Raw genomic sequence first — 20,255 nt, forward strand, 5'->3', positions numbered from 1 at the left:
GTCCGATTTGCTCACGACCCTGCCCTTTCAGCAACGGACCCGCGCGCCAGGCTCGAGAGCCTAGGCGAGCGCGAACATTGCGTTGAATTCCGCGCGCAGTTCAGCTTCGACTGCGTCGTCCGGTTCCCGGAAAGCAGCCTCGGCAGCCCTCGCCCGGCGGAGCCTCTCGCCGGAGAGAACTGGAACGACATCTGCCACGGCCTTCATTTCTTCCATAATGCCATGACAATGCAAGACGAGATCAAGACCGGCGGCGATTATTCCGCTGGCACGTTCAGTCATGTCGCCGGCAAGCGCATTCATGGAAACGTCGTCGGACATCAGCAGGCCGTCGAAGCCGATGTGGCCCCGGATGATCTCGCGCACGACCTTCGCAGAGGTCGTCGCCGGGTTGTCCGGGTCGATAGCAGTGAAGACCATGTGCGCCGACATGGCCATCGCTTCGTCTTTCATTGCCGCGAAGGGCAGAAAATCGCTGCTCTTCAACTCATCGATACCGGCGCTGACGACCGGCAGGTTGTGATGCGAATCGACGAAGGTCCGGCCGTGACCGGGCATGTGCTTCATCACCGGCAACATGCCGCCCGCCTTCAAACCTTCGCTCATCGCGCGACCGATCGCGGTTACCGTCGCCGGGTCATGCCCATAGGCACGATTGCCGATGACGTCATGGCTGCCGGGTACCGGCACATCGAGTACCGGCAGGCAATCGACCGTGATGCCGAAGCGCATCAGGTCGAAGGCATGCAGACGCCCCATGACCCATGCGGCACGCAAGCCCCGTTCCCTGTCCCGCCGATAGATTTCGCCGATCGCCGCGCCGTTCGGATATTGCTGCACGAGCGGCGGACGTATGCGCTGAACGCGACCGCCCTCCTGATCGATCAATACCGGAACCCGGGGGTTGCCGATGCTGTCACGCAGGCTCGCCACCAGGTCGCGGATCTGCTCTTCCTCACCGATATTGCGTCCGAAGAGAATGAAGCCCCATGGGCGCTCGCCCGCAAAGAAATCGTGTTCTTCCTGCGTCAGCGTAAGGCCCTTGCAGCCGGATATGAATGCTTTTGATTCGCTCATACCAAAAGCATACTGCATGTTTCCCTAAAGCGTAGCCGACTTGGCCATATAAACGTGCGGCAATCCCGCAACGAAAACGGGCGCGGCATCCCTGCCGCGCCCGTTTCTTGTTTTCTCTTCTCAGGCTTATTTCGTTACCAGGCAGCTTCCGCCGGCGCTTTTATAGCGAGAGCAAAGCGAATTGGCCTCCTCGCGCGAGCCGACGGGGATCCTGACCCGGTAATAGGTGCCCTTGCCAGCAATCTCCGCCTTGCGGATGTCCACCCCGCGACCGCCGATCACGCTCGCGTACTTCGAGGAGAGATTGTTGTAGCTCTTCTGCGCCTCGGCTTCCGAAGGCAGAGAGGCAATCTGGATCACGTAGCTGCCGGCGGGAACCGAAGCCGTCGCCAGCGGTGCGGCTGCCGTTTCGGTTGCGGGCTGGCTTTCCGCGGGGGCCGCGGCGGGAGCAGCCGCCTGCGGCTGAGCGGCCGGGCGTGCCTGCGGCAGCGCGGTCGTCTTTACGCTTCGAACGGGCGTGGCCCCTTCGGAGGCTGCAGCGAGCTGATCCGGCTGCGCGGCAGCCGTTGCTTCGGCTTGTGAACCGGCGGCAACGGCTTCACCGGACGCACGGGCCGGGATCGGCGCCGGACCGCCGGCTGTTGCCGCCGCGCTTTCCTGTTGCGGAGCCGGTTCCTCACGGGGGACAAGCGTACCGTCCGGCTTGACGATCATGGTGCGGACCTTGCGCGGTGCAACGGCGGGAACCGCTTCCTCTTCATCGGCGGCATTGCCGGCATCGGTCCCCGGCAGCAAGCGGGCGACCTCGTCGTCGTCGGCGGGCGAAGCACCCGGCAACGTCTCAACGTCTCCACGTCCCTCGAGCGGCAAAGTCTCCGGCGTCAGCGTCCGCTGCACCACGTCCATCGGCTCCTCCGTCGAGGAGACCAGGCTCTGCTGAAGCGGCGCCTTGCCCGAGACGCCGGCAACGCGGTCGTAAACCGCCTTGTCCTGGTTCGGCACAGTCTTGCCGCCCTTCTCCTCGGGCACGACCTTCACCGGCGTCTTGTCCGCCAGGATGATCTTCGGACCATCGCCGGAAAGCACCGCGTTGCTGCCGCCCATCCAGGCGTAGACGGCGGCGCCGCCGACGATGATGATGCCGGCAACGCTGGCAGCCAGCAACATCGAGCGCTGGGACCGCCGGCCATAACCGTCTTCGCGATATTCCTCGGCCTGAGCATGGGGCATCGCCGTCATGCGCTCGGCTTCCTGCGTTGGGCTCCGGCGCTCCGCCATCGATCGATGGAAGTCTTCCTCCATCGCCTTCTCGAACTCGTCGAAATCATCGGCCGGTGCGAATACAGGATCCGCTTTGTCCGCCGATGCAGCCACGGGTTCGAGGTTTGCGCCGTTCTTGGCAGCAGGCGCCGGCGCGCTGAAAAGCTGCGCCATCTCGGCGTCGATATCCAGATCGTAATCGGCCGGATAAGCCGCTGCTTTTTCCTCCGCCTCGACCGGAGGGAGCTGTGGAACGTCCAGTTCGCCGATCGGTGCGACACCGCTTTCGGTCTCGCCGATCATCGCCGGGTCGAAAGGCAAGGCTACGTCGGCGGTTGGCTTTTCGGGCTCCACCGGCACAGGCATGTCCCGCGACGATACCGACGCTTGATGGACGAATGTCTCGGGCTCGCGTGGCGCGCCCATGGCCTGCAGATACGGCTGCGCAGGCGTTTCCACGAGCGCCGGGTGCGCTACGGCGGCCTGCGTAGCGACAATACTCGCCGGCGCATCGGCGACCGGGCTGTCCGTAAGATCGAGGTCGAGCGCTATGTCGGCCAGTTCGAGTTCGAAGTCCTCGATGTCGAAGCTCGGCTCGATTTCCGCTTCCGGCATCCGGTTTTCGGGCACCTGAGGCGCTGCTTCCGCACGCATTTCGGGCGCTCGTTCCGGCGACACGCTCTGCACGACGACCGCCGGGCTTGCGGCAGCCGGGCTTGTGGCAGCCGGGCTTGCGACAGCCGTCTCGACGGTCGGCGTGGCAAAAGCCCGCTGCTGCGAGACGCCGCCTGACGACGCGACCGGAGTCGCGCGGCTGAACGTCGGAGTAAAAGGATAGTTGTTCTTCTTCACGGCCGCCGGAGCGGACCGATCCTGCGTTTCGGCCACGGCCGGGGCAGCGACTTCTGCGGCGGCAGGCACCGGAAAACGCTCGACATCGGTCAGGAGCCGGTCGGCGTCAGTGGAAGCCGACGGTTGCGACGGCATTTCCGGCGGTGCGACGGCAATGTCCTCCAGCTCGTTGCTCTCGGCCGCACCGGCGAGATCGCCGGCCATGTCGACATAGACGGGCTCTGCAAGCCCGGCCTGCTCGGCGAGTTTGCCGGCTACGGCCAGCTTGGCGGAAAGCGGCTCCTGCCAGTCGGAGAAGACAGGAACGTCGCTTACGCCGGCAGGTACCACATCCGGCTGGGCGGCGTCGGTCGCATCCGGCGATGCATCGTAGCCAAGCGACAATTCGAGCTCGCGCTCCAGGTCGACGGCCGGTTCGTCATGGGGCGCTACGGCGACCGCAGCCAAATCCTCGTTCGACGTCCGTTCCACCGGGGTCTCGATCGAAGGCGACGCGGCGGCCTCGGCGACCCCCTCGAGGGCCGGAGCGACATCGGTGACGACTGCATTCTGAGCGACCTGTTCGTCGAAGACAGAGTGCGGGCCATCGGTCGATACTGGGGCAGACGGATGCTCGACAAGGCCGCTATCGGGCCGAACAGGCGCTGCATGGGGCGTATCGTAGCTATCGAACGCGCGGAGGAGCTCCTCCTCGAGATCGAAGGCCGGCTCGCGCCGCATCGCCTCCTGGTGGCGCTGAAGTTCCTGCAGTTGCTGAACGGCTGGCCGAGCATCGTAACCGACAATGCGGGCAAGTTCGCTCAACGGATCATCATCGGCCAATGGTTCGAATTCTGCCGGCCCGCTTCGTGCGAATTGTTTGTCTGCCATACTCTCCACTCACAACTGCCTGCGTTGAATTGCCAGTGCATTGTGGGGAATTGGTGACACGACTTACCGCATCTCATCCGGTGCAGAAGTGCCTGTGATCGACAGGCCCGACTTCAATACCGAGGCGACAGCATGCACCAGCCCGAGTCTGGCAATGCTTAATTCTCTATTCTTATCGTTAACAAAACGTAATTCCGGGTTTTCCTTACCTTTGTTCCAGTGTCCGTGGAAGACCGCGGCAAGATCATACAGGTAAAAAGCGATCCGGTGAGGCTCGTGCGAGAGTGCTGCCGCCTCCACCACGCGGGGATATTCTGCAAGCTTGGCGACGAGCTGCATTTCGGTGGGGTCGACAATCGCGCCGGCCGCGCCCGCGAGATCCACGGAAGACAGATCAAGATCAGGGAATGCTTCCGCAGCCTGGCGGAAAACGGATCGGCAGCGCGCGTGAGCGTATTGCACGTAGAAGACAGGGTTGTCCTTCGACTGTTCCGTCACCTTTGCGAAGTCGAAGTCGAGCGGCTCGGAGCTCTTGCGGTAAAGCATCATGAACCGCACTGGATCGCGCCCGACTTCGTCGACGACGTCGCGCAGGGTCACGAAATCGCCCGAACGCTTGGACATCTTCACGGGCTCGCCGTTGCGATAGAGCTTCACGAGCTGGCAGAGCAGCACCGTCAGCTTCGCCGATCCGCCGGAGATCGCACGCGCCAGTGCCTCCAGCCGCTTGACGTAGCCGCCATGGTCGGCGCCGAGCACATAGATCATCTCGTGGAAGCCACGATCGAACTTGTCCTTGAAGTAAGCAACATCGGCCGCGAAATAAGTATAGCTGCCGTCGGACTTGATCAGCGGGCGATCGATGTCGTCGCCGACCTCGGTCGAGCGGAAGAGCGTCTGCTCCCTGTCTTCCCAGTCTTCCGGCAGCTGCCCCTTCGGCGGCGGCAGCGTGCCCTTGTAGACGTGGCCCTTGAAGGTCAAATCGTTGATGGCCGTGCGGATCCGCGCCGCACCGTTGTCGTGCAGGGCGCGCTCGGAAAAGAACACGTCATGGTTGACGTTGAGCGCCGCCAGATCCTCGCGGATCATCGCCATCATCGCGTCGATGACACGCTCCTTGACGAGCGGCACCCATTTGTCCTCCGGCATGATCCTGAGGCTCGTGCCGTACTCGTCCGCGAGCGCCTCGCCCACCGGCACGAGATAGTCACCCGGGTAGAGCCCCGCCGGAATTTCGGCGATATCCTCGCCGAGCGCCTGGCGGTAGCGCAGGAATGCCGAGCGGGCGAGAACCTCGATCTGCGAGCCCGCGTCGTTGATGTAGTATTCCTTGGTCACGTCATAGCCCGCAAAGGCCAGCAGGTTGGCGAGCGCGTCACCGACGACCGCGCCGCGGCAATGGCCGACATGCATCGGCCCGGTCGGGTTTGCCGAGACATACTCCACGTTGATCTTGCGTCCGGCGCCGGACGTGCTGCGTCCGTAATCGACGCCGGCACGCGTGATGGCTGCCAGAAGCTTCTGCCAATAGGAAACGGACAGGCGGACATTGATGAAACCGGGACCGGCAACGGAAACGCCGGCAACCTCCGGATCCTGCCCGAGCTTTTCGACGATAAGGTCCGCAAGCGCGCGCGGGTTCATGCCAAGGGGCTTGGCGAGCACCATGGCGGCATTGGTCGCCACATCGCCGTGACTTGCATCACGCGGCGGCTCTACATTGATGCGCCCGAAGTCCAGCTCGGATCGCTTTTCACGAATGATCTCAATCGATTCCAGAATTCTGTTAATTCTTGCTTCGAAGTCTGTGAAAAGGTTCATCTAATCCGTCCGCTTTTTCCAGCCACACTGGAGAATGGCGCAAATTCAAAGGAGGCCGGGTCCATCGAGAACCTGCAGCCTCCACGCGGGGGCGTCACTAGCGCAAATCAGGCGTATGGTCAAACAAGCGCCTATGCACGCTTATCGCGAAAGTGTCGGTCATACCGGCGAGGTAATCGCCGACGTGGCGCGCCCGGGCCGGCACCGCCATACCCGCGATTTGGTCGATCCAGTAATGCTCCTTCATCAGCGACGGATCGTGCATGAAGGCCCGGTAGAGGTCCGTTACGATCGATGCCGCTCCCTGTCGTACCCGCATGACCTCCGGATGCCGATAGATGCGCGTCATCAGCAGATTCTTGATCTGGCGGTCCGTCTCGCTCATCTCGTCCGAGAAGGTTGCCATTACCCTGCCCGCGCGTCGCACGTCTTTCGCGCTTTCCGGCCGGTCTTCACCGAGCCTTTTCTGCGCCACGGCGATGACGTCCTCCACCATGGCGGTGATCTGCCGCCGCATGATCTCATGCGTGAACCGGCTGCTTTCAAGGCCCGGATAGCGGTCGTGAACCTCGCGCATCAACCGAGCGAGAAACGGTATCTCTTCCAGCATTTCGAAAGTGAGATAGCCGGCACGCAGTCCGTCGTCGATATCGTGGGTATTATAGGCGATATCGTCGGCAATTGCCGCCACCTGCGCCTCGAGGCTCGCAAAGCTCGCAAGCTCGAGGTCGTGAAGCGCGCAGTAATCGAGAATCGGCTGCGGAACGGGGCCGCGAAGGCCCTGCCCGTCTGCCGTCATCAGAGGGCCGTTGTGTTTGACGAGTCCTTCGAGACTCTCCCAGGTGAGATTGAGACCGTCGAACTCCGCATAGCGCCGCTCCAGCTTGGTGACGATGCGCAGCGACTGGGCGTTGTGATCGAAGCCGCCATAGGGCTCCAGCACCTCGTGCAAAGCGTCCTCGCCGGTGTGCCCGAACGGCGTATGGCCGAAATCATGGACGAGCGCGACCCCCTCGGCGAGATCCTCGTCCAGTTTCAAGGCCCTGGCGAGGGCGCGAGCGATCTGCGCGACTTCGATCGTATGCGTGAGCCGCGTGCGGTAATGGTCTCCGTCGGCGGCAATGAAGACCTGCGTCTTGTGCTTCAGCCGCCGGAAGGCCGTGGTATGAACGATGCGGTCGCGGTCGCGTTGGAAATCGGAACGCGTGGGGCTCGATGCCTCGGGATAAAGTCTGCCGCGGGAAGCCCAGGGGTTCGATGCATAAGCTGCGTGTTCACCGTAACCGAAACCAAGGGCCTGCCTGTCGACTGTCATTTCACACCTGCGCGCGTCATCCCATTGACGGGACATTCAAGCCTTCATACCTATAGAAAGCGCTACAGGAAAGCGACGCCGGCCGGCGACTCCGTCCCCTCGGGGCGGAACAGCGGCTTGCGGCAAGCCTGAAGATCGCCTGTCACGGCATGCGATTATAGCGCCAGAGCGAAGACGAATCTCTCCGGTTCTTGACCCCGGCAGGAGGCAAATAAGATGCAGGAAACAGTTACGCTTTCGGATGCGGCGGCCAGACGCATTGCCGCAATTCTCCAGGCGGAGAAGGACAAGAGCGCGATGCGCGTCTCCGTCGAAGGCGGCGGGTGCTCGGGCTTCTCCTACAAGTTCGATTTGGTGGACGCCGCAAATGCCGACGATCTCATCCTCGAAAAGGACGACGCCAAGGTCCTGATTGACAGCCTTTCGCTGGTCTATATGGGCGGCTCGGAGATCGATTTCGTCGACAATCTTCTCGGACAGTCGTTCCAGATCAACAATCCGAACGCGGTCGCAAGCTGCGGGTGCGGAACGAGCTTTTCGATCTGACGGCTCGCGCCACATCGTTATCGATTCCAGGACGTTGGAGCGAGATGCGGGCGGAAAACCCCACTAAAGATAGGGCGATCCGAGCCAGAGCAATCGGTTTGCCAGCCGGTTGACGAGCGGCTGCGCGCGGAGCCCCGCAAGGGTCACTTCATCCGCCTTCGCGCGTATGGCGCAGACCTTTTCGCCGATTGCGCGTGCGAAGGCTTCGTCGAGTATTTCGAAGTCGAACTCGAAATTGAGGCGCAGGGAGCGAGGATCGAGATTGGTCGATCCGACATAGACCCAGCGATCGTCGATGACCATCAGCTTGGAATGATTGAAGGCGCCCTTTGCCCGCCAGACGCGGCAGTGACCTTTCAGCACCTGGTCGAACTGTGCCGTCATCGCGCGGTCGACGAGCGTCAAATTGTTGACGGAGGGCACGACGATGTCGACCTCGACACCCTTCCTCGCCGCCGTCACGAGCGCGCTGATCAATTCCTTGTCGGGCAGGAAATAGGGCGACATCAACCGGATATGTTTTCGCGCCATGGAAAAGGCGCCCATAAGCATCTTGTGATTCGTCTCGTTGGTGTTGTCAGGACCTGAGGGAACGGCCCGCATCAGCACCGATCGCTCGTCCGGCTCCGCGGGAAGGCCGGCGAGCCGCCAGCCGTCGCCTGCCAGCACCTCCTCGCTCGAAAACTGCCAATCTTCCGCGGCAACCTGAAAGATATCGGCGACAACGGGTCCCGTAACGCGGAAATGCGTGTCGAAAGAAGCAGCCTTTCCTGCGATTTCAGCGGAAAAGCCCGCACGGATGTTCATGCCGCCGGCGAAAGCAACCGTACCGTCGACAACCATGATCTTGCGGTGTGTCCTGAGATTGGCATAGGGCAGCCTCAGGCCCATGATGATATTGCCGTTGAAGACGGCGGTCGGCACGCCTCCTTCCTTCAGATAGCCCACAATGGACGGCACGGAATAGCGCGCTCCCACGGCATCGATCAGGACGCGCACGGCGACGCCGCGTTTCACTGCGGCGATCAGGGCATTGGCGAAACGCATGCCGATGGGATCGCGGTCGAAAATATAGCTCTCGATGAGAATGCTGCGACGGGCGGACGAGATCTCGTCGAGCATCGCCGCATAGACCGCGTCGCCGCCCTCGAGCATGGTGATGTGGTTTCCCGCCGACATCGTGAAGCGCGCAACGCGGTCTCCAAGCATCTTCATTGCCGCGAAGCGCTGCCCGAAACGGGCCACCACCTGATCATGCGTGACATCGAAGCGCCCGAACGGGTCCCGCTCGGTCGAGCGCAGCAGCGAACGCTGCAGGCCGATAGACGAGCGGCGCATCCGATTGATGCCGGCGACCGCGTAGATGACCGCCCCGATGACCGGTGAGAGCAGCACAACGCCGACCCAGCCGGCGGCCGCACGCACATCGTCCTTCGTCATTGCCGCATGGATGATTGCCGGGACGCCGAGGACGACCGAAAGCAGCGCCAGAAAATGCGGCCAGTAACTCTCTATGAACGCGATCATGCGCGGGACTATAGACGGACGCGGAGCGGAATCAATTCGGCTACTTAAGGGTGAATCCTAACGTGGGGAAGAAGCGGATGATGGGCCGGACCGGCGGCGGCCCGATCCCGAACCCAAATGACGGATCCCGGATTTGTCAAAAGAATTTCCAGCCGCTAGAACGAATCGACCGAACGGACTCAAATGTCGTGAGAGGCAAGGCTGCCCAATGAAGATTGCCACATGGAACATCAACGGCGTCAAAGCGCGTCTCGACGGCCTCGTTGCCTGGCTTAGGGAGTCGAACCCCGACATCGCCTGTCTGCAGGAGATCAAATCCGTCGACGAGACATTTCCGAGAAGCGAGATCGAGGCGCTCGGCTATCATGTGGAGACGCATGGACAGAAAGGCTTCAATGGCGTTGCCCTGCTCTCCAAGACAAGACCGGACGAGATCAATCGCGGATTGCCGGGAGACCCTGCCGACGAACAGTCGCGTTTCATCGAGGGCGTATTCTCCGTCAATGGCGGAGCGCTTCGGGTCTGCTGTCTCTATCTGCCGAACGGAAATCCGGTAGAGACGGAAAAATACCCCTATAAGCTCGCATGGATGCGGCGTCTGGCCGCCTTCGCGGAACAGAGGCTCGTGCTGGAGGAACCGCTCATCCTGGCCGGCGATTACAACGTCATCCCGGAGGCGCATGACTGCTGGGACGTCAAGGTCTGGCGGAACGACGCTCTCTACCTGCCAGAGACACGTGCCGCCTTTCGGCGGCTGCGCAACCTCGGCTTCACAGACGCGGTGCGCGCGACCTCCGACGAGGCGCCGCTCTATTCATTCTGGGATTATCAGGCCGGCTGCTGGCAGAAGAATTTCGGCATCCGCATCGATCATCTGATGCTGTCGCCGGAGGCGACCGACAAGCTCGTGTCGACCTCTATCGAAAAGCACGTCCGCGCCTGGGAAAAGCCGTCCGACCATGTGCCCGTAACGGCTGAATTCGCGTTCGAGACGACCTGAGGCGAGTAACCTACCCTGCCCTGCGGCCGCCATCCTCGGGTCAGGCCGCACAGGACCTCAATCGTCGTCGTTCTGCAGATGCATGTTCTGGGACATGGTTATCGCCACCCGGCGATCGTCTTCTGTGGCGAGAGAGAACGCCTGTTCCTGCATCGCCTGGAGCCAGGGCCGGTCCTTGGGAGAACATTGGCCGAGCGCCGCCGTCATGTATGCGAGACCGCGAGCGGTCTGACCTTCCTGGAAAATGACGTTGCCGAAAACGCCCATGGCGCCGGCATGACCATTCTTGCGCGCCCGGTTCAGCCATTTCTTGGCCTGCTGGACATTGACGCTTCCGCCCTCGCCCGAAAGCAACATGCGCGCGAGCTGGAATTGTGCTTCCGCCACGCCGAAGGTGGAGGCCGCCTGGAAATACAACTGCCTGGCCTGCGACAGGTCGGACCTTACCGGGGTGTCGGGAATGCCGCGCCGGTAGTAGCCGGCAAGCGAAATCAATGCATTGACGAAGTAGCCGGTATCTTCAGAGCCGGGCTCGACACCCTGTTGCGCGATTTCGCTGTAGATCTTGAATGCTTCGAGATCGTTCTCAGCGACACCATCGCCATAGGCATACATATTGGCGAGCGCCCAGCGAGAGCCCGTGTGCCCCTTTTCGGCAGCATATCGATAGGCCTCGACCGCTTCGTCTTTCCGGCCGCTCTTATAGGCGGAAAAACCGAACTTGAAGAGCGCGAAGGGGCCCGACTCCTTGGTCACGCCGGCTCCGGGATCGAAAGCCCGTGCCGGCCCGGCCGCGGTTGCGCCAACCGCCAGCGACATGCCAAGCACCGCAACCCTAAGCGACTTCAATTCACCCGCGCGCATAACAATCAGTTTCTTTCGTTCGAGCCGGCCACGCCGACCCCATCACCGTCGCGAAGATGCTGCACATGCTGGCTCCTGCGCCCACCGGTGCTCCGGCTGCGCGCCTGAGGCCAATTGCTACGGGATGTCATGACGGCACACAAACTCACTTCACCTCAACGCGGGCATGGAACTCGACTAGCCTTCGTCCCTATATCGCTGCTCTCATTTTGTGGCGGGAAATGGACATAATCGACCCGGCCCGGATAGTAGCAAACCGTAGCAGGAAATGTGTTGCTGAATCGTCACATTCACAACCGCTTATAAGCGTGGTTACCAGACATAAAAAAGGCCCGGCGGAGACCGGGCCTCGAGCAGTGGATTTTAGGAGATCAGAACCTGACCTTCAGCGATGTCGAGATCGCACCGACGAAGTCATTATCGAAGTCGTAGGTAACCTCGTTGCCGATCGGCTGTCCTTCGAAATCAACCGGACCGGAACTACCGCTGGTGAGGATACCGACACTACCGGCGAGGCGGAGCTCGACATTTTCTGTGGGCGTATAGGAGACGCCCGTGCCGAGCAGCCAAGTGTCGGTCTGGCTTCCGTAGCCGTGGCTGGTACCGCGATCCCAGGTCAGACTGACCGCCCCGCTCCATTGGTCAGTGAACTTGTGGCCGATACCACCCGAAATGGTCCAACCGTCGCGATAAAGGAGGTCCAGCGTGGTAGGCAGTCTGCCTGGAGCTGGCTCGTCAGGCGTAAATCTCAACACTTGTAGTTGGCTCCAATCGGTCCATTTGACCGAACCGAAAGCGAGCCACCCAGGGGCAATACCTGACTGCACCTTGAGCTCCAGCGAATCCGGCATCGAAGCTGAACCGGAAACATCGTACTTGGTGCCCAATACCCCACCGGGGAATGCAAACTGCCTCAAGTCGATGAAACCAGATAAGTTATCAAGATCGACCTTGCTGTTGTAAACGAGGCTGGCCCGCATTGCGTACTCTGGAATCTCGTAGGCGACACCGGCGCGCCAACCCCAGCCATCACCCTCAAGCTCAAGTCGACCAACGCCTGTGAGTGACAAAGGCAAAAATGCGATTGGCGGCGCAACGAGCCTGTCTTTGAAGCCACTTACTTCCTGGTAGAAACCGCCACCAATGATGCGAACGACACCCGGACCCATCTCCCACTTATAGGAGCACGTAGCCGCATAGTTGTCGCTTTCGACCTTCGTCTCGATATTGTCGTTCGCTCCCATCCAGTTCTTGCCTGGGTTGGTGTGGGCGCCCCAAGGCTGGGAGTAGTCCGCCATACAGTCAATACTGTCACCCAGACCAGCCTTCACACCAATACGGGGCGCCCAATAACTTTCCGTATCCCGAACGCTTGTGCTTCCCCCACCGATCCCGTTTGAGCCAATCCCGTTCGCGGGATTGATGTCGGTAACATTCTTCAACTCACGTTGCGGATTGACATAGGTCGCCGTCGCTTCGGCCGCATAGTCCGACGGGTCGAACAAGAGATCGATATTATAGCCGCTGCGCTCGAGCCCTCCCGCCTGCGCAGCCGAGGCCACGAGCACTCCGGCCACCGCAGCCAGAACACCCCGCTCCAATCCAATTCGAGCCATCAAGCTCCTCCCCTGCATTCCAATTCTGCGGCCATCCGCCTCGAGGCCGCGCTTGAGGGAAGTATCCTCACGATTGCGTGAAATGGCAAACCGGAAGCCCCGGAGCCGACCGGGCGAGACCGGTCATCGGATTTACGTAAGAATTCCCACTTCTCGCCACAATTCAAGAACTTATAGAATTATTTTCCCGCAATACCGAACTGGCGGCCGCGAATCGGAATTAAATTCTACCAAATCGCGGTGTGTGACGCTGGAACAACATCATGGCTTTTTACACGACAGCCTTGCGACGCACCATTGAAACGCCGGCAGCTAAAACCCATGCGTGCATTGTCGATCGCCCCACCTGCGTTGCCGCCGCGCCAGACCAGGAAACGATTCGCCGGATGGGTCAGAAATTGGAAAAATCCGCGGCATTGCTGCCGCGGATCGTGTCTGCCTTCGAGTTTGTCTCGCAGATGAAAAGCTACCCGGCTTCCGTAACGCGGGACAAAGCAACGCCGAGCGAGTCTCTTTGCAGGTCCAGTTCGATCAGCCGCTCGCGCTCGGCCTCGACCAGTTCAGGCTTGGCATTGGCGACGAATTTTTCGTTGGCGAGCTTGCCGAGGATCCGTTGCCGCTCGACGTCGACCTTTGCGATGGCCTTTTCCAGACGCAATTTTTCGGCCGCGAGATCGATGAGACTGCCGAGCGGAAGGCAAGCCGTCGCTTCGCCGACCACGATCTGAGCGCTGCCGCGGGGCGCCACTGACGCGTGCTCGATATTCTCCACTCTCGCCAGACGCTTGATCGCAGAGGCGTGCCGGTCGAGCCGCTCGCTCGTCAGCGCCTTCGCCCCCACGATGACCAGTGGTGCCATCGCCGCCGGAGGGACGTTCATTTCGGCGCGAACCGAACGAATGCCGGAGACGAGATCGATCAGCCAGTTGATTTCGTCTGCAGCCGCGTCATCCGCATAGAAGGCGGCCGGCCATTCGGCATGGCAAAGGAGCGTCGTACGCTCTCGCCCGGGGCCGGTCGTCTTTTCCCAAAGCTCTTCCGTCATGAAGGGCATGAACGGATGCAGCAGCTTGTAGATCTCATCCAGGACATAGGCCGTGCAGGCCTGGGACTCGCGCTTGGCCGCTTCATCGTCGCCATTGAAGACAGGCTTCAGGAGTTCGAGATACCAGTCGCAGAACTGGTTCCAGACGAAGCGGTAAAGGGTTCCCGCCGCCTCGTTGAAGCGGTAATCCTCGATCGCCTCGCTCACGTCGCGGATAGTGCGCGACAATTCCGTCAGGATCCAGCGGTTGATCGTCAGCGACGCTGCCTCGGGGATGAAGCCGTCGCTGCTTACTGCCCCGTTCATCTCGGCAAAGCGGGTCGCATTCCACAGCTTGGTTCCGAAGTTGCGGTAGCCTGCTATCCGGGCCGGGTCGAGCTTCACGTCGCGCCCCTGAGCCGCCATGATCGCCAGCGTGAAGCGCAGTGCGTCGGCGCCGTATTCGTCTATGAGCTCCAGCGGGTCGATGACGTTGCCCTTGGACTTCGACATCTTCTGCCCGTTCTTGTCACGGACGAGCGCATGAACATACACCGTGTGGAAAGGCTCGACAGGTGTGCCGTCCGCATCCTTCATGAAGTGAAGGCCCATCATCATCATCCGGGCGACCCAGAAGAAGATGATGTCGAAACCGGTTACCAGCACATCGGTCTGATAGTATTTGTCAAGCTCCGGCGTCTCCTTCGGCCAACCGAGCGTCGAGAAGGGCCAGAGCGCCGAGGAGAACCAGGTGTCGAGGACATCCTCGTCGCGCGTCAGTATCTCACCCGGCTTGAAGTTTTCGAGCAGGTCTTCGACATAGGCCTTCATCGGTCCTTCATGGGCGATGTAATGCTGAATCGCCGCGTGCAGCGCTTCCTCCTCGTTTCGTTCAACGAAGATCTGCCCATCGGGACCGTACCAGGCGGGGATCTGGTGGCCCCACCAGAGCTGGCGCGAAATGCACCAGGGTTGGATGTTCTCCATCCATTCGAAATAGGTCTTTTCCCAGTTCTTCGGGATGAAATTCGTCCTGCCTTCCTTGACCGCCGCAATCGCCGGCTTCGCCAAGGTCTTGGCGTCGACATACCATTGCTCGGTCAGGCGCGGCTCGATCGGCACGCCACCGCGGTCGCCATGGGGCACCATGTGCTTGTGGGGCGCGATATGATCGACGAGCCCGGCCTCTTCGAGCATCTCGACAATAAGCTTGCGCGCTTCGAAGCGATCCTTGCCCTCCAGTTGATCCCAGGCGCCGTGCAGCGCCGCCGGGTGGTCGAGCCCCTCGAGGAAATCCTCGTTGTTCTTGATCGTTATCCGGCCGTCTGCCGTGAGAACGTTGACCTGCCGCAGTCCCCTGCGTTTTCCGACGTCGAAATCGTTGAAGTCGTGCGCAGGCGTCATCTTCACCGCGCCGGTGCCGGTCGTCGGATCCGGATACTCGTCGGCCACGATCGGAAGGCGGCGGCCGACGATCGGCAGAATGACGTGCTTGCCCACGATGCCCTTGTAACGGGCGTCATCGGGGTGCACGGCGACGCCGGTGTCGCCGAGCATGGTTTCCGGACGCGTGGTCGCGACGACAAGATAGTCGCGCGTCTCCCATTCCGTCGCATTGCCTTCCTCATCGAAGGCGACAGGATGCTGATAGGTCACGCCCTCTTCGAGCGGGTAGCGCAGATGCCAGAGATGGCCGTTGACCTCGACCGGCTCCACCTCGATGTCGGAGATCGCGGTTTGCAGCTTAGGGTCCCAGTTGACCAGACGGGTGTCGCGATAGATGAGGCCTTCCTTGTAAAGGCTGACGAAGACCTCGATGACCGCCTCGGACAGCCCCTCGTCCATCGTGAAGCGCTCGCGCGACCAGTCGCACGAGGCGCCGAGCCGCTTCAATTGATTGAAAATCAGGCCTCCGGACTCGGCTTTCCACTCCCAGACCTTCTCTATAAAGGCCTCACGGCCCATATCGCGGCGGTTCGGAAGCTGACGTTCCATGAGCTGGCGCTCGACGACCATCTGGGTCGCGATACCCGCATGGTCCATACCCGGCTGCCAGAGCACATCCTTGCCGCGCATGCGCTCGAAACGGACCATGATGTCCTGCAGCGTGTTGTTGAGCGCATGGCCCATATGGAGCGATCCCGTCACGTTCGGCGGGGGGATCACGATCGTGAAGGTCTCCGCGTCCGGCTTCGCGTTGACACCGGCGCGAAAGGCATCCGCTTCGTCCCAGGCCTTGGCGATCTTCGGTTCTACCGCTGCGGAATCGTAGGTTTTATCAAGCATTCTTTGGCCGATTTCTGGAGATTGATGTCAGCGTTTGTAAACCGGAAGGCCCGGGGCAAGTCAACCTGAACGGGGAAAAAGCCGCAGCCATCGTGCATGCGGCTTCCATCTTAGATTACTTCCGGGAAAAGTGTGTAACGCTTTTCTGTCCGGACGTGCGCAGGTTCGAATGCGCTACTGGGAAAAGAGCGCGGCGATTTTCCTGAAATCGTCCACGGGCGGCAGACGCAAGTCGGGCACCTCTACCGTTTACGTCAGCGCCGGGGCCCGCGTGCCACGCGTTCGATTTCCTCGCGCACCAGTCTTTCGACCAATGTCGGCAAGTTGTCGTCCAGCCATTCCTGCAACATCGGACGGAGCATCGCCTCGGCGATCTCGTCGAAGGAACGCCGGGGTCCGTTCTCGACGGCATGTGCCAATTCGTCGAAAGCGCGCGCAACCTGACGGCTGACAGCCGGGGAAACGATTGTTCCAGAAGTGCCTTCCGGCTCCGTTGCCTCGTCCGAGGCCGCATGCGCGGCCGCCGACACATCCCCGGCCATGGGAGCCGACCCGGCGTCCGCTGCAGCACTCGCCGGGATGGCCGAAGAGGGAAACGCAGCGATGCGGGACATCATCGCCGGACTATCCGCTGGCGACCGCGCCTCCTCGCCTCCTGCTTGATCCCTCGGCACCGTATGCACCGCCTGCCGCTCCGAAGCCGCCCTCACCCTTGCCGCGACATCGGCAAGCGAAAGTGGTGCAGACGGCGGTACAGGCGCGTCGGTACGGTTATCGACCGCGGATGGTGACGTCCTGACCGCGGAAAATTGGTCGTCGGCGGATCCGAACGCATCCGCTTCGACCTCCAGATCCATCGACAGTTCGACATCGTCGCCGGCGCCGTCCTCGAAGCTCTGCTGCGCGGAGGTTCCGGCCGGACCAGGCTCGTTACTCTCGATGATCTTGCGAATGGATGCCAGAATCTCATCCATCGAAGGTTCACGTGCGACGTTGAGCTGCGCCATTTCAATCCCCGTTTGCTGCGGACGAACACGGAAAAGCCGCTCCGTGTGCCGATTCGAACAAACCTTAAGTGAGTTCGCCGACGAAACAAACGCCGCGAATCAGCTCGGTAAATTCTTGCACAGATTTGTTTTTTTCGGCAGGGGCAATGGCACTTGCGCTCTAAAGCTTGGTGAGATTCGGGCCACCCGCCGCCGCTTGTTTGATTTCCTCATTCCTGTGCGCGTCACAGGGATCCAGCAGCGCCGCGTCTGCGGCGCGGAAGAGCCTTTCCAGCCCAAGGACTTGGTCTGGCTGGATTCCTGTGACAAGCACAGGAATGAGGGACCGGGGATGTGCGAAGCCGGACGGGACGCTGTACAGGGGCGTGACCGGCGACCTTCCGCGCCGCCTCGATATCTTCACGATTTATGAAGCGCGCCGAAGGACCGCACCCTCTCTATCCTCATCCCTGTGCTCGTCACAGGGATCCAGCAGCGCCGCGTCTGCGGCGGGGAAGACTCTTTTCAGCCCAAGGACTTGGTCTGGCTGGATTCCTGTGACAAGCACGGGAATGAGGAAATCAAACGAGCCGCCGCGGATGTCCCGAATCTCAACGGGCCTTAGCGCGAAACGCCGCGGCCCTCGGGGACGCGGCGTTTCGTGTCGAATTGGCTAAGGGCCGTCTAGCGCCCGTCGACGGTGCGCAGGCCGAACCACTTGTCCTTGACGGCCTCGTAATGTTCCTCGGCCCGATATTCGGCCACCTGCAGGCCCTGGCTCCTGACTGTCAGGTGGCCCATTGCGGCGAGCAAGGCATAGCTTGCAACCACCGCATCGCGTTGCGCGCCCGCCAGCGACTCCTGCGCGTCCAGCACGTCCTGCTGCGCGTCGAGCACGTCCAGCGTGGTGCGCTGACCGACCTTGCGCTCTTCGATCACGCCTTCGAGCGCGAGGTTCGCTGCGGAGATCTGCGACCGGCTGGCCTTGATTCGGGCAAGTGCCGATTCGAGCTGCGCATGCGCCGATACGACTGTCTGCTGCACCGAGGCCCGCTCGGAGTCGACGAGGATCCGCTGCTGCCCCAGAATTTCCTTGGCCTGGCGAATCTGGCCGTATTCCGCACCGCCCTGATAGATCGGAACTTCGAGCCGAGCCGTGACGCTCGCCGTCGTGTCATCAAGTCCCAGATTACCGGCATTACCGGTGTTACGGCTCACGGCGCCCTGGAGAACGACGCCCGGCAGCATCGTGCCTTCCGCCGATTTCACCTGGTAACCGGCCGAATCGACGGCATATTGCGCCGCGAGGATTCGCGGGTTCTCGCGCAGCCCCGTCGCCACGGCCTGATCGAGGGACCTCGGCATGGCTTTCGTGGCAGGTCCAGGCTGTCTGATGCCGGTCGGCGCTGCTCCGACGATCTGCACATAGACCGCTTCGCTCTGTTTCAGCTGCGCGATTGCAGCAACGAGCAGCGACTGGGCGTTGGCGAGTTCGGCTTCCGCCTGGCTCACATCCGTCCGCGTGCCTTCGCCCACATCGAGGCGGGCCTGTGCGGCGCTCAACTGCTCCCGAAGGAAGGCGAGGTTCTGACGGCGAATGGAAACGACCTGCTGATCGCGGGCTATGTTCGCATAGGATTGCGCGGCCGAAAGAAGGATCTGGATCTCATTGGCCTTCAGCGTCTCTCGGCTCGAAAACACTTCCGCTTCGGCCGCCCTGACATTGTTCAATGTCTGAAATCCATCGAAGATCGTCTGCGTGATGGAAATCCCGACCTGTCCGGAATGAAAGTCGCGGGTGCCGGTCCGTTCGGCGTCGACCCGTGAGAGCGTCCCCGTGGCGGACGCGGAAATCTGCGGCCGGTAGCCGGCCTTCGCAATCGGAACCCCTTCATCGGTCGCGCGCAGTCCGGCGCGAGCGGCGTTGAGATCCGGGTTGTTCGCATAGGCCTTGGCCATCGCCCCGAAAATCGTCTCCGCGAGAACGGCGTGGGGCGCGAGCAGCACACTGGTCGAGACAGCCGCCCACAAGGCTGCTTTGCGGACAATCGACACCATCTTCCCTCCGATCAATCGGGGCAGCGTCGCCACCCCGCATTTTTCAGCAGGCCCTTTGGCGGCCTGCACAAACACTGCAGTGAAGCCCCGCGCCACCCATGGCGGGCAAATCACCGCTTCCAGGCTCTTTTGAACTCCGGATTCGGGTCTACGACAACTGCGCACCGACCCTCTGCACGGCCATTTCAAAAAGAAACAAATAATACGTTGCCGATTGGCAACATTGCAGTTTTCGCTTCAACACTTATATGTTGAGCTACCTCAATAAGAGGCACATCAAAAAACAAAAGAACGGTCGCGGCGGAAGCCGGGAAGCGGCTTCACGGCGGTGTTGAAGTCAGCTCGCTCCGACGTCATGCCCGATTCGCGCACGTAAAGTTTCGCACGAGATGCGTTACCAAAACCTTCCACGACCACGAGCCGGCCGCCGTCGCGAAGCTGCTCGAACAGCTCGGCAGGGATCATCTCGACGGCACCGTTGATGAAGATGACGTCATAGGGCGCCTCCGCCGCATACCCCTTGGTGAGATCGCCGCTCACCACGGCAATATTGTCGTAGCCGAGGCGTGCCAGCGTCTCCGTGGCCGTGGCGGCCAGGGCTTCGTCGCTCTCCAGCGCCACGACGGAACCGGCGAGAAGCGAGAGCAAGGCAGAGGCGTAACCTGTCCCGCAGCCGATTTCGAGGACCAGGTCCGAGTTGGAGATCTCTGCGAGCTGGAGGAGCTTCGCCAACGGCGACGGCTCCATCAGGTAACGCGGCTGGGGACCGCCGACGAGCTCGATATCGGTGTCGATATAGGCCAGCTCCCGCATCTTGGCAGGCACGAACTCCTCACGCGGGACCGACAGGAAAGCAGACAGGACTGAATGGGAGGTCACATCCGTGGTCCGGATCTGATTGTCCACCATCTTGATGCGGGCTGCTTCGAAATTCATGATATTGCCTCGTGTCGGAATGGGCGCGGCGCCGGGAAGATCGTGCGTTCGGCGGCCGCCAGCCCGTTGCCTGAAGCGCGAAGCGCCGTATTGATGCGTCGCGCCTCAGGTTGTTGTCTCTGTGCCTGTCGTCGGTCCGAAACCGCTCCGCGCTTTCGGACACATTCATAAAGCTCATAGATCGCCGCACGGCCGGTTTCAAGCGACTGCGTCTCCG

The 20,255-nt window shown here is 61.4% G+C and carries 13 protein-coding genes; 2 read left to right on the forward strand and 11 right to left on the reverse strand.

Annotated elements, in window-relative coordinates:
- Positions 1 to 60: 60 nt before the first annotated feature.
- From nagZ to CN933_RS26840, 4 genes are all read right to left on the reverse strand, one after another.
- Positions 61 to 1,095 (reverse strand): beta-N-acetylhexosaminidase, encoded by a 1,035-nt coding sequence (gene nagZ, locus CN933_RS26825; protein ID WP_018097734.1) that lies wholly within the window; start codon positions 1,093 to 1,095, stop codon positions 61 to 63.
- A 108-nt stretch (positions 1,096 to 1,203) separates the two neighbouring features.
- Entirely contained in the window at positions 1,204 to 4,059 is a 2,856-nt protein-coding gene (locus tag CN933_RS26830; protein ID WP_102762920.1) for an SPOR domain-containing protein, read from the reverse strand.
- A 63-nt stretch (positions 4,060 to 4,122) separates the two neighbouring features.
- Positions 4,123 to 5,880 carry an arginine--tRNA ligase gene (gene argS / locus CN933_RS26835; RefSeq protein WP_018097736.1) on the reverse strand — a complete coding sequence of 586 codons (1,758 nt, stop codon included), beginning with the start codon at positions 5,878 to 5,880 and terminating at the stop codon, positions 4,123 to 4,125.
- 97 nt (positions 5,881 to 5,977) lie between these two features.
- Positions 5,978 to 7,195: a deoxyguanosinetriphosphate triphosphohydrolase gene (locus tag CN933_RS26840; protein WP_018097737.1), complete on the reverse strand. Its 1,218-nt coding sequence runs from the start codon at positions 7,193 to 7,195 to the stop codon at positions 5,978 to 5,980.
- 216 nt (positions 7,196 to 7,411) lie between these two features.
- Between CN933_RS26840 and erpA the strand changes: the two genes are divergently transcribed.
- Positions 7,412 to 7,741, forward strand: a complete 330-nt coding sequence (erpA, locus tag CN933_RS26845; protein WP_018097738.1) for an iron-sulfur cluster insertion protein ErpA — start codon at positions 7,412 to 7,414, stop codon at positions 7,739 to 7,741.
- A 63-nt stretch (positions 7,742 to 7,804) separates the two neighbouring features.
- Here erpA and CN933_RS26850 read toward each other — a convergent pair whose 3' ends face one another.
- Entirely contained in the window at positions 7,805 to 9,268 is a 1,464-nt protein-coding gene (locus CN933_RS26850) for a phospholipase D-like domain-containing protein (RefSeq protein WP_018097739.1), read from the reverse strand.
- 208 nt (positions 9,269 to 9,476) lie between these two features.
- Here CN933_RS26850 and xth point away from each other — a divergent pair, with 208 nt between their 5' ends.
- Positions 9,477 to 10,268 carry an exodeoxyribonuclease III gene (gene xth, locus CN933_RS26855; protein WP_102762921.1) on the forward strand — a complete coding sequence of 264 codons (792 nt, stop codon included), beginning with the start codon at positions 9,477 to 9,479 and terminating at the stop codon, positions 10,266 to 10,268.
- A gap of 57 nt (positions 10,269 to 10,325) precedes the next feature.
- Here xth and exoR read toward each other — a convergent pair whose 3' ends face one another.
- From exoR to CN933_RS26890, 6 genes are all read right to left on the reverse strand, one after another.
- Positions 10,326 to 11,132 carry a two-component system ChvIG regulator ExoR gene (exoR, locus tag CN933_RS26860; protein WP_003534542.1) on the reverse strand — a complete coding sequence of 269 codons (807 nt, stop codon included), beginning with the start codon at positions 11,130 to 11,132 and terminating at the stop codon, positions 10,326 to 10,328.
- Positions 11,133 to 11,503: 371 nt separating this feature from the next.
- Complete coding sequence (locus tag CN933_RS26865; protein ID WP_026168893.1) at positions 11,504 to 12,748, reverse strand: OmpP1/FadL family transporter; 1,245 nt, start codon at positions 12,746 to 12,748, stop codon at positions 11,504 to 11,506.
- Between the two features lie 466 nt (positions 12,749 to 13,214).
- The gene (locus CN933_RS26870; protein WP_018097742.1) at positions 13,215 to 16,058 is read right to left on the reverse strand and encodes a valine--tRNA ligase; all 2,844 of its coding nucleotides are present in this window, start codon (positions 16,056 to 16,058) and stop codon (positions 13,215 to 13,217) included.
- Positions 16,059 to 16,312: 254 nt separating this feature from the next.
- Positions 16,313 to 17,065 carry a PopZ family protein gene (locus CN933_RS26875; RefSeq protein ID WP_018097743.1) on the reverse strand — a complete coding sequence of 251 codons (753 nt, stop codon included), beginning with the start codon at positions 17,063 to 17,065 and terminating at the stop codon, positions 16,313 to 16,315.
- Positions 17,066 to 17,728: 663 nt separating this feature from the next.
- A complete protein-coding gene (gene tolC / locus CN933_RS26885; protein WP_018097745.1) occupies positions 17,729 to 19,102 on the reverse strand; it encodes an outer membrane channel protein TolC in 1,374 nt (457 codons plus the stop codon).
- Between the two features lie 276 nt (positions 19,103 to 19,378).
- Entirely contained in the window at positions 19,379 to 20,038 is a 660-nt protein-coding gene (locus CN933_RS26890) for a protein-L-isoaspartate O-methyltransferase family protein (RefSeq protein WP_018097746.1), read from the reverse strand.
- Between the last annotated feature and the right edge of the window lie 217 nt (positions 20,039 to 20,255).

This window comes from Sinorhizobium sp. M4_45 (assembly GCF_002885915.1).
Taxonomy (GTDB): domain Bacteria; phylum Pseudomonadota; class Alphaproteobacteria; order Rhizobiales; family Rhizobiaceae; genus Sinorhizobium; species Sinorhizobium meliloti_A.